The 14,902-nt window shown below is 73.1% G+C and carries 14 protein-coding genes; 7 read left to right on the top strand and 7 right to left on the bottom strand.

Translation table 11 applies throughout. The features are described 5' to 3' along the window. Positions 1-48: 48 nt before the first annotated feature. Complete coding sequence (locus tag A6035_RS08655) at positions 49-237, bottom strand: hypothetical protein (protein ID WP_108847454.1); 189 nt, start codon at positions 235-237, stop codon at positions 49-51. A 49-nt stretch (positions 238-286) separates the two neighbouring features. Here A6035_RS08655 and A6035_RS08650 point away from each other — a divergent pair, with 49 nt between their 5' ends. Next, positions 287-1,042, top strand: coding sequence for a hypothetical protein (locus tag A6035_RS08650; protein WP_108847453.1), 756 nt, complete (start codon positions 287-289; stop codon positions 1,040-1,042). On the opposite strand, the gene A6035_RS08645 is transcribed toward A6035_RS08650, so the two are convergent. Together A6035_RS08645 and A6035_RS08640 are read right to left on the bottom strand one after the other, a co-directional pair. Next, positions 1,017-1,676 (bottom strand): potassium channel family protein, encoded by a 660-nt coding sequence (locus A6035_RS08645; RefSeq protein ID WP_108849162.1) that lies wholly within the window; start codon positions 1,674-1,676, stop codon positions 1,017-1,019. The two genes, A6035_RS08650 and A6035_RS08645, sit on opposite strands and share 26 nt — an antisense overlap. An 88-nt stretch (positions 1,677-1,764) precedes the next feature. Next, positions 1,765-2,427, bottom strand: a complete 663-nt coding sequence (locus tag A6035_RS08640) for a potassium channel family protein (RefSeq protein WP_108847452.1) — start codon at positions 2,425-2,427, stop codon at positions 1,765-1,767. A gap of 65 nt (positions 2,428-2,492) precedes the next feature. Here A6035_RS08640 and A6035_RS08635 point away from each other — a divergent pair, with 65 nt between their 5' ends. The 3 genes from A6035_RS08635 to dxs all read left to right on the top strand — a co-directional run bounded on the left by A6035_RS08635 (position 2,493) and on the right by dxs (position 7,877). After that, positions 2,493-4,532 carry an APC family permease gene (locus tag A6035_RS08635; RefSeq protein WP_412523648.1) on the top strand — a complete coding sequence of 680 codons (2,040 nt, stop codon included), beginning with the start codon at positions 2,493-2,495 and terminating at the stop codon, positions 4,530-4,532. After that, positions 4,529-5,881: a class I SAM-dependent RNA methyltransferase gene (locus A6035_RS08630; protein ID WP_108847451.1), complete on the top strand. Its 1,353-nt coding sequence runs from the start codon at positions 4,529-4,531 to the stop codon at positions 5,879-5,881. Before A6035_RS08635 ends, A6035_RS08630 begins: the two co-directional genes overlap by 4 nt. A 118-nt stretch (positions 5,882-5,999) precedes the next feature. After that, complete coding sequence (gene dxs / locus A6035_RS08625) at positions 6,000-7,877, top strand: 1-deoxy-D-xylulose-5-phosphate synthase (RefSeq protein ID WP_108847450.1); 1,878 nt, start codon at positions 6,000-6,002, stop codon at positions 7,875-7,877. 86 nt (positions 7,878-7,963) lie between these two features. Here the strand turns inward: dxs and A6035_RS08620 are convergent, their stop codons facing one another. Both A6035_RS08620 and A6035_RS08615 read right to left on the bottom strand, forming a co-directional pair. Beyond that, positions 7,964-9,202: an HRDC domain-containing protein gene (locus tag A6035_RS08620; RefSeq protein ID WP_108847449.1), complete on the bottom strand. Its 1,239-nt coding sequence runs from the start codon at positions 9,200-9,202 to the stop codon at positions 7,964-7,966. After that, positions 9,199-9,786: a DUF3000 domain-containing protein gene (locus A6035_RS08615; RefSeq protein ID WP_108847448.1), complete on the bottom strand. Its 588-nt coding sequence runs from the start codon at positions 9,784-9,786 to the stop codon at positions 9,199-9,201. The genes A6035_RS08620 and A6035_RS08615 overlap by 4 nt, the downstream gene beginning before the upstream one ends. Positions 9,787-9,962: 176 nt before the next feature. Here A6035_RS08615 and hemE point away from each other — a divergent pair, with 176 nt between their 5' ends. From hemE to hemQ, 3 genes are read left to right on the top strand one after another with little or no spacing between them, the layout of a single operon-like run. After that, complete coding sequence (gene hemE, locus A6035_RS08610; protein ID WP_425267522.1) at positions 9,963-11,027, top strand: uroporphyrinogen decarboxylase; 1,065 nt, start codon at positions 9,963-9,965, stop codon at positions 11,025-11,027. Next, the gene (gene hemG / locus A6035_RS08605; protein WP_108847446.1) at positions 11,024-12,415 is read left to right on the top strand and encodes a protoporphyrinogen oxidase; all 1,392 of its coding nucleotides are present in this window, start codon (positions 11,024-11,026) and stop codon (positions 12,413-12,415) included. Before hemE ends, hemG begins: the two co-directional genes overlap by 4 nt. A 3-nt stretch (positions 12,416-12,418) precedes the next feature. Further along, positions 12,419-13,114, top strand: a complete 696-nt coding sequence (gene hemQ, locus A6035_RS08600) for a hydrogen peroxide-dependent heme synthase (protein ID WP_108847445.1) — start codon at positions 12,419-12,421, stop codon at positions 13,112-13,114. Positions 13,115-13,232: 118 nt separating this feature from the next. On the opposite strand, the gene msrB is transcribed toward hemQ, so the two are convergent. Continuing rightward, complete coding sequence (gene msrB, locus A6035_RS08595) at positions 13,233-13,667, bottom strand: peptide-methionine (R)-S-oxide reductase MsrB (protein WP_108847444.1); 435 nt, start codon at positions 13,665-13,667, stop codon at positions 13,233-13,235. A 9-nt stretch (positions 13,668-13,676) separates the two neighbouring features. Beyond that, the gene (locus tag A6035_RS08590; RefSeq protein WP_244192580.1) at positions 13,677-14,873 is read right to left on the bottom strand and encodes a glycosyltransferase family 87 protein; all 1,197 of its coding nucleotides are present in this window, start codon (positions 14,871-14,873) and stop codon (positions 13,677-13,679) included. Between the last annotated feature and the right edge of the window lie 29 nt (positions 14,874-14,902).

Below are 14,902 nucleotides of genomic sequence, written 5' to 3'. Positions count from 1 at the left end.
TGCCCGCCAGGATATCGGCACCCGGGCCGGGTCGGCCGGACGGCGTCGTCAGTCGCCGGCGGCGTCGCGCCGGGCCTGGATACGCGTGTAGCGCTCGTGGAGTCGTTCGCGGATCTCGTCCGGCTCATAGGAGCGGCGGCGCCGTTCGGACCGGGCGGCGAGGATCCCGGAGGCCGCGACACCCGCCAGTCCCGCCGCGCCGATCATCTTGAACCACTGCCGTCCCCGGGGAGCCATGTGCTCGAGCCTAGGCCGACCGGCCCGGCCGCCCTGGCAGGATCGCACCATGGACATCGACACCGTGCCTCTGGCCGCGGCGGCCGACCGTACGCGCACCGGGGACCTGTGGCTGTTCCGCGGCCGGACGACGGCGGACCGGCTGATCCAGACGTTGACCAACGCGCCGGTCAACCACGTGGGGGTCGCGGTGGTGCTCGAGGACATGCCGCCCCTGATGTGGCACGCGGAGATGGGCAGGGCGTTGCCGGACGTGTGGACGGGCCGCCGCCAGCGTGGGGTGCAGCTGCACGACCTCGAGGCAGCGGTGCGTCAGTGGACGGGCCCGTACGCGCAGCGGGCGTGGTTCCGGCAGATCTCGCCGGAGGTCGGGACGGTGCAGGAGGAGGCGCTGTTGGAGACGATCGCGCGCCTGGACGGCGTGTCGTTCCCGTCGGCGGGGCGCCTCACCGCGCGGTGGGCGCGGGGACGCTGGGCGTCGCGCGGCCGACAGTCGCCGGGCGGCGTCGCGGCCGGTCCGGGGGCGGTGTCGGGGAACGACGACGAGGTGGGCGGTGGGCTCCGGGGCCTGCTCCCGCGGCGCGGGCGGGTCTCGCCCGGTCCCGCGATGCGTATGGAGGCGGCCTACTGCGCGGAGGTCGTGGGCCTGACCCTGGAGGCGATGGGCGTGCTCCGGCCCGCCGGGGACGCCAGTTGGTACGACCCGGGGAGGTTCTGGAGCGGGGACGACCTGCCCCTTGCGCCGGGCTGGGGCTACGGGCGGGAGATCGCCGTGACGGTCAACCGCCCAGGATCGCCTCGCTGACGTCGGCCTCGACCGCTTCGGGGGCCACCACGAGCAGTTCGTCACCGGGCTCGAAGGGCACATCGGGTTCGGGGACGATCACCCGCCCACCGCGCAGGATCGCCACGAGGGCGGCGTCGCGGGGGATCCGCACGCGGGACACGGGGCGTCCGGCCAGCGGGGTCTGCGGGGGCAGGGTCACGCTGACGAGGTTCGCGCCCCCGCGACGCAGCGTCATGAGCCGGACGACGTCGCCGACGGACACCGCCTCCTCGACGACCGAGACGATCAGTCGGGGGGTGGAGACCGCCACGTCGACCCCCCAGCGGTCGTCGAAGAGCCACTCGTTGCGGGGGTCGTTGACCCGGGCCACGACGCGGGTGACGGCGAACTCGGTCTTGGCGAGCAGGCTCACCACGAGATTAGCCTTGTCGTCCCCGGTCGCGGCGACGACGACGTCGGCCTCCTCGATGCGGAGCCGCTCGAGGACGCTGAGCTCGCACGCGTCCCCGACCTGCTGGTCGGCGTCCTCGACCGGGTCGGAGGAGAACACGCTGGAACGCTTGTCGATCAGGGTCACCGTGTGGCCGCCCGCGAGGAGCTCGCGGGCGATGGACCGTCCGACGACGCCCGCGCCGGCGACGACGACCCGCATCGAGCTCGTCCGGAACGCCCGGGACGGGGCCTCGGCGAGCAGGCCGGAGCCGTCGGCGTAGTCGTCGACCGCGGGATCGGGTGTCGGGTCAGGCATCGGAGGGTCCTCGCTGCAGCATGTCGTCCAGACCGCGCACCGACTCCGAGGGCAGGGCGAGGTGGAGGACGTCGTCGGACTGGACGAGCGTGTCCCCGTCCGGGATGCGGCATTCGCCGAAGCGGGTGACCGCGGCGGCGCGGCCACCGGCCTGCGCGGCGAGCCGGTCGACGGGCAGGCCCACCCATTCCCGGGGTGCGTCGAGGGCGACGAGGGACACCGTGTCGGTCTGGTCCCGCCACTCCACCGGACTCGTCCCGGCGGTGATGTACCGGACGAGCCGGCCGGTCGCCCAGGGGACGGTCGTGACGGTGGGGATGCCCAGGCGCTCGTAGACCTCGGCGCGGCCGGCGTCGTAGATGCGGGCGATCACGCGCTCGACGCCGAAGGTCTCGCGGGCCACGCGGGCCGCGATGATGTTGGAGTTGTCCCCGGAGGACACGGCGGCGAACGCGTCGGCGCCCACGAGTCCGGCGTCGGTGAGCACCGCCCTGTCGAACCCCTGGCCCGTGACGGTGCGGCCGCCGAATCCCTCGGGGAGTCGGGCGAAGGCCGCCGCGTCGCGGTCGATCACCACCACCGCGTGGCCGGCGGCGTCGAGCTCGGCGGACAACCCCGCCCCGACGCGGCCACAGCCCATGACGACGACCCTCATCGCGAGTCCCACTCCTCACGGCGCACGCTCGTGCCCCAGGGACGTCACGCTACTCACATCCGCGGATGCTGTCCGCCGCGGCGCGCGGGTCCTACGATGTGTCGGTGTCCAGGATCTCCAGGGTCTCCGTGGGAGCCAAGCGGCTGTTGGTGGGGCGCCCCTTCCGCAGCGACACCATCGGCGCCACCCGCCTGCGCAAGCGGATAGCCCTGCCGGTGTTCGCCTCCGACGCGCTGTCGTCGGTGGCGTACGCCCCGCAGGAGATCTTCCTCGTGCTGTCGATCGCCGGGATGTCGGCGATCGCGTTCACCCCGTGGGTCGGGGTGGCGGTCGCGTTCGTCATGGTCGTCGTCATCGCCTGTTACCGGCAGAACGTCCACGCCTACCCGTCGGGCGGCGGCGACTACGAGGTGGCCACGGTAAACCTCGGCCCCCGCGCCGGCCTCGGGGTGGGCGCGGCGCTGCTCATCGACTACGTCCTCACGGTCGCCGTCTCGATCTCCGCCGCGGCGGCGAACATCGGCTCCGCCATCCCGTTCGTGCAGTCCCACGCCGTCTTCTTCTCCGTGCTCGCGATCGCCGGACTGGCCGCGGTCAACCTCCGGGGGATCCGTGAGTCCGGGGCGATGTTCGCGGTGCCCGTCTACGCGTTCCTCGCGTCGATGATCGCGCTCATCGTGTGGGGCCTGCTGCAGGTCGAGGTGTTCGGCCGCGACCTGCGCGCGGAGTCGGCGGGGTTCGACCTCGTCCCCGCGGAGGGCGCGGAGGTGACCGGCCTGGCGCTGGCGTTCGTCGTGGCCAAGTCCTTCGCCTCGGGGTGCGCCGCGCTCACCGGCGTCGAGGCCATCCACAACGGGGTGCCGGCCTTCCGCAAGCCCCGCGCCCGCAACGCGGCTGTCACCCTCGCGATCCTGGGGGTGCTCTCGGTGTCGTTCCTGCTGGGCCTCATCGCGTTGGCGCGCAGGCTCGGGGTCCGGATCGCCGAGAACCCGGCCACCCAGCTCGTCGGCGCCCCGGAGGGGTACCAGCAGAAGACGATGATCGCGCAGCTCGCGGAGCCGGTCTTCGCCGGGCTGCCGATCGCGTTCTACGTCGTCATGGTCGTGACCGCGACCATCCTCGTGCTGGCGGCCAACACCGCGTTCAACGGCTTCCCCGTGCTGGCGTCCGTGCTCGCACGCGACAAGTACCTGCCCCGTCAGCTCGCCACCCGCGGCGACCGACTCGCGTTCTCCAACGGCATCGTGCTCCTGGCGATCGCGGCGATCGCGCTGGTGGTCGCGTTCGACGCCCAGGTGACGGTCCTCATCCAGCTGTACATCGTGGGCGTCTTCGTGGCGTTCACGTTGGGCCAGCTCGGGATGGTCCGCCACTGGACCCGGCGGCTGCGGCACGAGGAGATCCCGGCGGTGCGTCGCCGGGCTCGCCGGTCGCGGGCGGTCAATGCGGTCGGGTTCGGCCTCACCTCTGGTGTCCTGCTCATCGTCATGGCCACCAAGTTCTTCTCCGGCGCCTATATCGCCGTCCTGGCGATGGTGGCGGTCTTCGCCGTGATGCGGCTCATCCACCGGCACTACGACGCGGTGGCGCGCGAACTGGAAGACTCCTCCCGAGAGGCCGTGCTGCCCAGCCGGACCCACTGCCTCGTCCTGGTCTCCAAACTGCACCTGCCGACCATGCGTGCCCTCGCGTACGCGAGGGCGACCCGCCCGGACACCATCGAGGCCCTGACGGTGAACATAGACACCGCAGAGACCCGCACCCTCGTCAGAGAGTGGGAGAGCCGGGGCATCTCCGTTCCGCTCAAGGTCGTCGAGTCCCCGTACCGTGAGATCAACCGCCCGGTCGTGGACTACGTCAAGCGGCTGCGGGACCAGTCGCCGCGGGACGTGGTGATCGTGTACATCCCGGAGTACGTGGTGGGCCACTGGTGGGAGCAGCTGCTGCACAACCAGAGCGCGCTCCGGCTCAAGACCCGCCTGCTCTACGAGCGGGGCGTCATGGTCACGAGCGTGCCGTGGCAGCTGTCGTCCTCGCGCGGCCGGGCGGAGCAGGCCCGCGACGAACCGATCGTCGGGCGTTTGGGCGGACCGGAGGCGAGATGACACACGAGCACACGACCGACTGGACGGGCCGCGTCCTGCGGCTGGAGGTGGTCGGCCCGGCGCACGGCGGTGAGTTCGTCGCCCGGCACGAGGGACGAGTGGTGTTCTGCCGCGGCGGGATTACCGGGGAGACGGTCGACGTCCTGATCGAGGACGACCCGGGCCGCGCCTTCTGCCGCGGCACCGTGCAGTCGGTGATCGTCGCGTCCCCGCACCGGGTGGAGCCCGCCTGCCCAGCGGCCGCCGCCGGGGCCGGGTGCTGCGACTGGAGCCACATCGAGCCCGCCGCCGCCCGCGGGTTCGCCGGCCGGATCCTCGCCGAGCAGGCCGCCAGGATCGGCCGGATCGACTCACACGCCGACGCGGTCCCCGTCGAGGTCCCCGCCGGCGACGCCGCGACGACCGGGTGGCGCACGGTCGCCCGGTGGGTCACCGGCCCCGACGGTCGGCCCGGTGTACGCCGGGCGCGGTCACGGGACCTCGTGACCGAGCCCTGCGTCCAACCCGATCCGCGCATCCTCGACGTGGTGACCGCCGCGGACGTCGGCCCCGGGCGCGAGCTCCTCGGGCTGCTCGGTGACGACGGGACGGTCCACGTCGCCCATCGGCCGGCGGTACGTGACGCGCCCCGCGGGCAGGGTTCGCGCGCGCGTCGGTCCGCCGCGACGCGGGCCCGGGCGCGGCACTCCCGGGCGGCGGGCTGGGAGTTCGTCACCGGCGGACCCGACGTCGTGCGGCGCGTGGGGGAGCGGGAGTGGCGGTTGCCTCCCGAGGCCTTCTGGCAGGCCCACCGCAGCGCGGCGACCCACTACGCGTCGGCGGTCCGCACGGTGGTGGCGCAGTCCCCGGGCCTTCCGGACGAGCCCGTCGTCTGGGACCTCTACGGAGGCGCCGGACTGTTCGCCGCGGCCGTGCGGGAGGCCGTTCCGGGCGCGCGCGTGACCGTGGTGGAGTCCTCGTCGGCGTCGCTGGGGGCGGTGTCGACCACCCCCGGATCCGGCGACCCGGGCACGGCGTCCGCGCTCGGCCCGGGAGTGCACACCGTGCGCTCGAGGGTCGAGACGTTCCTCGAGGACCTCGCGGCGGACGCCGAGGCCGACCCGGCCCCCGACGTCGTGGTGCTCGACCCGCCCCGCGGGGGTGCCGGCATCCCGGTCATGCAGCGCCTGGCGGAGTTGACCCGGTCGCGGATCGTCCACGTCGGCTGCGACGCCGCGAGTCTGGCACGGGACGTCGGAGCGCTCGTCGCGGCCGGGTGGACGCTCACGGATCTGCGGGGCGTCGCCGCGTTCCCCGGCACCCACCATGTCGAGGGGATCGCGGTGCTGGATGCCCCGGGCGGACGCTGAATCGCCACGCCGGTCGGCGGCCCACCCACCGACCGAGGGCGAGCCCGCGGGCCCTCAGCCCGTAGACTGGCGACTCGACCCAACGGGGTGTCGGACAGGGAAGGGGCAGTCGACAGCAATGAGCGTGCTCGATCAGGTGAACGGCCCCTCCGACCTCAGGGGGCTCGGACCCGACGAGTTGGGCCGGTTGTGCGGCGAGATCCGCGAGTTCCTCATCCGCAAGGTCGCGGCCACGGGCGGGCACCTCGGACCCAACCTGGGCGTCGTCGAGCTGACGGTCGCCCTGCACCGCGTGTTCGACTCACCGCGTGACCCGATCGTCTTCGACACCGGACACCAGTCGTACGTCCACAAGATGCTCACCGGGCGACGGGACCACTTCGACGGGCTGCGCACCCGCGGCGGCCTCTCCGGATACCCGTGCCGCGCGGAGAGCGAGCACGACATCGTCGAGTCCTCGCACGCCACCGCGTCGCTGTCGTACGCGGACGGGCTCGCCAAGGCCTTCGCGCTGCGTGGCGAGCGCGACCGGACCGTCGTCACCGTGATCGGTGACGGGGCGATGACCGGCGGTATGGCGTGGGAGGCCCTCAACAACATCGCGGCCGCGAAGGACCGGCCCATGGTGATCGTCGTCAACGACAACGGCCGCTCCTATTCGCCGACGATCGGCGGTCTCGCCGAGCGGCTGGGCGCGCTGCGTCTGCAGCCCGCGTACGAGAAGGCGATGGACCGGACGAAGAGCGCCCTGACCGCCCGCAAGGACGTCGTCGGCAAGGCGGTCTACTCGGTGCTGCACGGCATCAAGGCCGGCGTCAAGGACGTCGTGTCGCCGCAGGAGCTGTTCGCCGACCTCGGCCTCAAGTACATGGGCCCGGTCGACGGGCACAACCTCGCGGCCACCGAGGCGGCGCTCCGGCTCGCCAAGGATTTCGGCGGCCCCGTGGTGGTCCACGTGGTCACCCGCAAGGGCATGGGCTACGTGCACGCGGAGAACAACGAGGCCGATCAGATGCACGCCACCGGGGTGATCGACCCCGAGACGGGTAAGCCGCTGTCGACCTCGTCGTCCGTCGACTGGACCTCGGTGTTCTCCGAGGAGCTCTGCGCGATCGGCGCCGAGCGCGACGACGTCGTGGCGATCACCGCCGCGATGGCCGGGCCCACCGGGCTGGCGGCCTTCGGCGAGCGGTTCCCCGATCGGATGTTCGACGTCGGCATCGCCGAGCAGCACGCCGTGGCCTCCGCGTCCGGGCTGGCGCTGGGCGGGATGCATCCCGTGGTGGCCGTCTACTCGACCTTCCTCAACCGGGCCTTCGACCAGCTGCTCATGGACGTCGCCCTCCTCTGTCAGCCCGTGACCCTGGTGCTGGACCGTTCCGGTGTGACCGGTCCCGACGGCGCCAGCCACAACGGGATGTGGGACCTGTCGCTCACCGGCATCGTCCCCGGCGTGCGGGTGGCCGCGCCGCGCGACGCGCTCACCCTGCGCCAGGAGCTCCGCGAGGCCGTGGCCGTCGACGACGGCCCCACCGTCGTGCGCTTCCCCAAGGGCTCCGTGGGCGAGCCCGTCCCGGCCCTGGCCACCTCCGAGGACGGCGTGGACCGGGTCCACGGCCCGGGTGACGCCGAGGTGCTGGTGGTGGCCGTGGGGCCCATGGTCGCGCCCGCCGCGGCCGCGGCCCGCGCGCTCGAGGCGGAGGGGATCTCCGTGGACGTGGTCGACCCGAGGTGGGTCTACCCCGTGCCGGCGTCGATCGTCGAGACCGCCCGCGGCCGCCGCCTGGTGGTGACGGTCGAGGACAACGGACTCCACGGCGGAGTCGGGTCCGCGGTCTCGGCCCGCCTGGACCTCGCCGCCGTGCGAGGCGACCGCATCGCACTGGGCATCCCCCAGGAGTTCCTCGACCACGGCTCCCGCGGCGAGATCCTCGCCGAGGCCGGGCTGACCGCGGAGGGGATCGCCGAGAGCATCAGGGCCCGCCTGGCACTGTAGAACGCGCGCGTCGGACCGACCCGGTAGGTCACGGGCCGCCCCGGCGGGGAGGGCCGACCCGGTAGGTCACGGACCGACCCGGCGGGTCAGCTCTCCGCCCGGAACCGGCGCACGGCCTCGAGCAGAGGGCCGGTCGTCAGCTCGATCTGCCACTCCCGCGCCCCCTCGTCCCGCAGGACGTCGTCGAGTAGCTCGGCGTCGTCGGCGGGACCGGAGGTGGCCGCACGCCAGACCCACAACCGCAACGTCGAGGGCTTGAGGAGCAGACCCTGGTCGATCCCCAGGTCGTCGGCGAGAGCAGCGATCGCCTCCCGCGCGACGTCCAGGAGCGCGGCGGCCTCCGGCTCGTTGCGCTTCCACGACGCGTGCGGGGGATGCTCGGCGGGCGGACCCTGACGGGACGGCAGGTCCTCGCGGCCGAGTCCGTCGGCCCATTCGAGGGCGGCCAGCCATTCGCCGACCAGGCGTCTGCGCTGCGGGCCGTCGAAACCGTCGATCGCCAGTAGCGCGGACCGGCTGGTCGGGCCGACCCGTGCGGCCTCGACGACGGCGGCGTCGGCCAGTAGTCGCTTGGGAGCGATGTCACGCTCGGCGGCCACGCGGTCGCGGGCCATCCACAGCTCCCGCGCGCGGGCCAGCTGCCGGCCGTCGCGCAGGCTCGACAGGCGTGACAGACGTCGCCAGGGGTCGGCGGCGGCCGGGGTCGGGACCGAGTCGACGAGGTGGCGGCACTCCGCCTCGAACCACTCTCGGCGGCCCAGGGCGTCGAGCCGGGGCAGGACCTCGTCCGCCAGCTCGTGGAGGAACAGCACGTCGTAGGCCGCGTAGTCGAGCCACGCGGCGGGCAGCGGCCGGCGGGACCAGTCCGCGGCCGAGTGCGCCTTGGCCAGCCCGATCCCGAGATGCTCGGAGATCATGGCGCCGAGGTTGACCCGCTCGATCCCGAGGAACCGCCCGGCGAGCTCGGTGTCCACGAGCGCGGTGGGGTGGATGCCGAGCTCGCGCAGGGACGGCAGGTCCTGGCTCGCGGCGTGGAACAGCAGCGGCCGCTCCGAGAGGACGGTGGCGAGCGGCCCGACGGTCCGGCCCGGGGTCTCCGGGTCCACGAGCAGGGCGGGCTCGCCGGGGACGCGCAGCTGGAGCAGGAACGCGCGCTCGGAGTAGCGGATCCCGGAGGCGCGTTCGACGTCCACCGCGATCGGCTCGGACGACGCGTCCAGGGCGCCGACGACCGCACCGATCCCGGCGAGGTCGTCGACGAACTCGTACTCGGCCGGGGGAGGCGCCGCCCCGGGCGGGGTCTCGCCGCGGCGGCGCCCGCTCACGCCCGTCCGCGCAGGGACGTGACCCCGACGGGCGGCAGGCCGGCGGCCTGCGCCAGGGTCTTGCAGAACGCCGACGCGTGGCCGGTGAGGTCCGGCTCGAGGGCCGTCCACGACGCGCGCAGCTCCAGCTGATGGGCCTGCGGGGGGCCGGCGATGTCGCCGTAGCGGACGGAGGCCGTGCTGGTGACGGTGCCGCCGAGGGCCGTGTACGGCCCGGCCTCCTCGTCCAGCGCCTCCGTCAGCCAGCTCCACGCCACCTGCGGCAGGAGCGGATCACCCGCCAACGAGGCCTCCATGTCCGCCTGGATGTACGCGACCAACCGCAGGGTGCCGTTCCAGGCGTCGTCCCCGGACGGGTCGTGCAGCAGGATGAGGCGGCCGAACGCGTCGCCGTCGGAGAACTCCGGCACGTCGTCGCCCCGGGGCGGGAGGATCTCCACACCGAGGGCGTGACTGTAGGGCGCCAGTCGCTGCGGCGGGCGGATCGGGCCGACCGAGATCTCGGGCCGTACCTCGAGCCGCGACAGCGACTCGACCGCCGCCCGGAAGACCTCGGGCTCGCCGTCATTGACCGATGTGCTCACAGGTCGTCACGCTAGCGACCACCGCCACGTGCGTGGAAGAGGCGCGCCGTCACCGGCCCGGGTGGGCTGACCGGCCCCGGCGGCCACTTCATGGGACGATGGGGGGCGTGTTGAACTCTGATGCGTCCTCGTCCCCCCTTCCCGGCGGCACCTCCGGTGCCGGAACCACCGAGCGGGTGGCCGCGGCCCCGGGCCGTCGCGCCGGGGCGGGCCCCTACCTCGACGAGGTCACGGGCAGGGGCGGTGCGCACACGCCGGTGTGGTTCATGCGCCAGGCGGGCCGGTCGCTCCCCGAGTACAAGGAGGTCCGGGGCACCTCGACCATGCTCGAGGCGTGCTTCGACCCTGAGATGACCTGCGAGATCACGCTGCAGCCGGTGCGCCGTCACGGCGTGGACGCGGCGATCTTCTTCTCCGACATCGTCATCCCGCTGGCCGCGGCCGGCGTGGACATCGACATCGTCCCGGGGACCGGTCCCGTGGTGGCCGAGCCGATCCGCGACGAGTCGGACGTGGCCGCGCTGCCCGAGCTCACCCCGGACCGCCTCGAGGCGATCGAGGAGGCCGTGCGGCTCATCACCGCCGAGCTCGACCCGGCCGTGGCCCTCATCGGCTTCGCCGGCGCGCCCTTCACCCTGGCGTCCTACCTCATCGAGGGAGGCCCCAGCCGCAACCACGAGCACACCAAGTCGCTGATGTACTCGCGCCCCGAGGTGTGGAACGCACTGATGGCCAAGCTCGCCGACCTCACGACCGTGTTCCTGCGCGCGCAGGTCGGGGCGGGCGTCGACGCGGTCCAGCTCTTCGACTCGTGGGCCGGGGCGCTGACCGAGCGGGACTACCGCTCCCTGGTCCTGCCGCATTCCACGCGGATCTTCTCCGACGAGGTCATCTCCTCGGTACCGCGCACCCACTTCGGCGTGGGCACCGGCGAGCTGCTCGGCGCGATGGGCGAGGCGGGCCCCGAGGTGGTGGGCGTGGACTGGCGCATCCCGCTCGATGACGCGGCCACCCGGGTACCCGGCAAGGTCCTGCAGGGCAACCTCGACCCGGCGATGCTCTTCGCCGACCGCTCGGCCCTGGACGGCGAGGTCCGGCGCATCCTCGAGGAGGGCCGCCGCGCCCGCGTGGCCGGCGCCGCCGGCCACGTGTTCAACCTCGGCCACGGGGTCCTGCCCGCGACCGACGCGGGCGCCGTGACCCACGTGGTGGAGCTCGTCCACGACCTCACCGGCAAGTGACGGAGGCGTCGCCGCGCGTCGTCGTGGTGGGGGGCGGCCTCAGCGGACTGACGGCCGCCTACCAGCTCTCGCTGGACCTCCCCGGCGCGCACGTGACCGTCCTCGAGGCGTCGGCGGCGCCCGGGGGAGCGCTGCACACGGTCGACTTCCCCTCGGGGCCCATGGAACTCGGCGCGGAGGCGTTCATCGGCCGCCGCCCCGAGGCCTCACAGCTGGTCGCCGAACTCGGCCTCACCGACTCGCTGCGCCACCCGGGCACCCTCGGGCCGGCCATCCTCACCGGCGGGGGCGCGGTCCCCATGCCGCGCGGGACCCTCATGGGTCTGCCGTCGGACGTCGACGCCCTGTCGGAGGTGCTCGGCCCCGCCGAGCGGGCCGTCGCCGCGCGCGAGGCGGACCTGCCGCTGGAGTGGGAACCGGGCTCGGACGTGTCCCTGGGCGCGCTGGTCGCCGAGCGGTTCGGCCACGCGGTCGTCGCCCGGCTCGTCGACCCCATGCTCGGCGGGGTGTACGCCGCCCCCAGCAGCCGACTCGGCCTGCGCCAGGTCGTGCCCGGGCTCGCCGAAGCGCTCGATCGTGGCGCGCCCAGCCTCACCGCCGCCGCCCGCGAGCTCACCGGCAACCGCACGCCCGGCCCGGTGTTCGCCACCCTCGACGGCGGCTATCGCGTCCTCGTCGACGCGATCGCCGCCGCCTCCGGTGCGCTGATCCGCACCGGCGCGAGGTGCACCTCACTCCGGCGCGAGGGCGACGGATACACGCTGGCGGTCGTCGGTGACCGCGGGTCGTGGGTCGAGAGCGCCGACCTCGTCGTCGTCGCCATCCCCGTTCCCCACGCCGCGCCGCTGCTCACCGCCGCCGGCGGCCTCGACGCCGGGGAACAGGCCCTGTCCGGGATCCGCACGGCCTCCTCGGCCGTCGTCGCGCTCGAGGTCGACCGCTCCGCGGACCTCCCCGAGCGGTCCGGGATCCTCGTCGCGACCGACGAGCCGGTGCCGTTCAAGGCCATGACCTTCACGAGCCACAAGTGGCCCCACCTCGACACCCGTCCCGGTCACCTGGTGCGGGTCTCGTTCGGGCGACTCGACGACGACGAGGTGCTCGCCTCCGACGACGCCTCCCTCACCCGGATGGCCGAATCCGCGCTCGGGGGACTGTGCGGCTCCGCGCCGACGATCCTGCACTCGCGGGTGCGCCGCTGGACGGACGCCCTCGCCGAGATCGGCCCCGGCCACGACGCCCGGATCGCCGGTGTGCGGGCCGAGCTGGCCGAGCGGCTGCCCGGCGTGGAACTCGTCGGCGGGGCGACCGCGGGCGTGGGGGTACCCGCCTGCATCGGGTCGGCACGGGCCGCGGCCCGGCGGCTGGCCGCGAAGTGGCAGGATTGAGCCATGGCACGCCTCGACTACAAGAAGCTCAACTCCACCCTGCGCTACCTGATGTTCTCGGTCTTCACCGTGACGCCCGGGCAGCTCGGCGAGGACCGGGACGCGGTCGCCGCGGATCTCGAGTCGTTCCTCGCCCGCTACGAGGGCACGGACGTCGTGGTCCGCGGCCTGTACGACGTGTCCGGTCTGCGCGCCGAGGCCGACTTCATGTTCTGGACCCACGCCGAGCACATCGAGGACCTGCAGCGGTTCTACAACGAGTTCCGGCGCACCACCCTGCTGGGCCGGGCCAGCACCGCGTACTGGTCCAACACCGCCCTGCACCGGCCCGCCGAGTTCAACAAGAGCCACATCCCCGCCTTCCTCGCCGAGGAGGAGCCGGGCGCGTACATCTCCGTGTATCCGTTCGTGCGTTCCTACGAGTGGTACCTGCTGCCCGACGAGGAGCGCCGCCAGATCCTCGCCGAGCACGGCCGCGCCGCCCGCGAGTACCCGGACGTCCGCGCCAACACCGTGCCCGCGTTCTCGCTTGGTGACTACGAGTGGATCCTCGCCTTCGAGGCGCCGCAGCTCGACCGGATCGTCGATCTCATGCGGATCATGCGCTCGACCGAGGCCCGTCGCCACGTGCGCGAGGAGATCCCGTTCTTCACGGGGCCGCGCGTCACGGCCGCGCAGCTCACCGCGACCCTGCCGTAGGGTTCGCGCGTACCCGACTGCGCGCGGGAAAAGGGGCCGACCGGGAGGATCCGGTCGCTCCCTTTCGCGTGCCGCGAGCGACTCTGCTGTGCCGCGCGCCCGCGGTGCGGGTCCGCGCTCAGCCCTCGGCGGGCTCGAGCGTCAGGCTCACCGAGTTGATGCAGTACCGCAGGTCGGTGGGCGTGCCGTAGCCCTCGCCGGCGAACACGTGGCCCAGGTGACCGTGGCAGTTGGCGCAGATGACCTCGGTCCGGGTCATGCCGAGCGAGGTGTCCTCGCGCTCGATGACCGCGTCGCCGGCCAGCGGGGTGAAGAACGAGGGCCAGCCGCAGTTCGACTCGAACTTGGCGTCGCTGCGGAACAGCTCCGCGCCACAGCCGCGGCAGCGGTAGACGCCCTCGGTCTTGGTGTCGTTGTACTCGCCCGTGAAGGGCCGCTCGGTCCCGGCCTCGCGGAGGACCTGGTACTCCGCCGGGCTGAGGCGGCGGCGCCACTCGGCGTCGTCGAGGGTGAAGTCGGGCTGGGTGGTGTGGCTGTCGGTGGGCTTGCTCATGCCCGCAGGCTACGCCGCTGCGGCGGCCGGTGCGATCCGCTCGTGGCGGCGGGGGTCCGAGCGGCGCCACAGGAGCACCACCAGCACGGTGGCCAGCAGCAGCAGCCAGCCGAGGGTCGGGTGCGCGAACTCGAGCAGCCGCCCGTAGTACGGCCAGCGCGTCGACTCCCAGAAGTCGAGGGTGAAGAACCCGTAGGCCGCGAGCCACGCCGGCCAGTTGCGCACCAGGGACTTGTCGAGCACCACCGTGAGCATAATGGGGATGAGCATCATGGAGTAGTACATCTGGCCGAGGGTGGAGACGAGGAACACGCCGGAGAGGACGACGCCGGAGGTGGTGGCGAGCCACAGGACCTCGTGGTTGTGGCGGTACTCGAGCAGCAGCCACACCGCCAGAAGCGTCGCGGCCACCACGAGGATCCGCGCGACCAGGATGAGCGGCTCCGGGACCCCGTAGTACAGACCGAGCCCGGCGAGCGAGCTGTTGTAGTAGTCACGCACCTCGCCCATGTACGCCAGCGTGGTGTCGACGTAGCTGCGGGCGTCGACGGTCAGCGCCCAGCCGGCGGCCATGGCCACGGCGGGGATCGCGGCGGCCGTGACGAAAGGCTGCCACTGCCTGCGGATGAGCGGCAGCACGAGCAGCGGCGCGAGCATCGGTTTGACGGCCAGCGACAGGCCGATGGCCACGCCCGCCCACCACAGGCGTCGGCGGTGCAGCAGGTACAGGAACGCGACCTGGCAGAGGAAGATCAGGCCGTTGACGTTGGTGAACACCAGCGTGTTGGTGACGGCCTCCGTGCAGAACACGGCCAGCAGGATCGAGGGGGCGGCGAACGACCGCACATCGAGGTCGAACAGCCGCATGAGCAGCCACAGCGCGGCGATGATCGCGGCGGTGTTGAGGCCGATGAACAGCCAGCGGGCGAGCGTGTAGTTGTCGATCAAGCCGAACGGGGCCAGCATGAACGTCCCGCTGGGGGCGTAGAGGTAGTGCGGCTGGACGGTCAGCAGGTTCTCGGCGTACACCGGCTCGCCGGCGAGGAACCGCCTGGTGGCGGCGTAGACCGTGCCGAAGTCGTTGGTGACGGAGCCGTTGACGGCCCTGATCAGGACACGGTGGATGACCGTCATGATCGCCAGCGGCCACAACACGTGGGCGAGGACGCGGGGCACGGTCATCGTGTTTTGGGTCGGCAACGGCACGACACGCAGGCTACCGCCTGGCCGTCCGG

The sequence above is a fragment of the Dietzia lutea genome (genome assembly GCF_003096075.1).
In the GTDB taxonomy this organism is placed as follows: Bacteria; Actinomycetota; Actinomycetes; order Mycobacteriales; family Mycobacteriaceae; genus Dietzia; species Dietzia lutea.
Note: the sequence above shows the minus strand (reverse complement) of the source record. Positions and strands in the feature narration are given on the sequence as shown.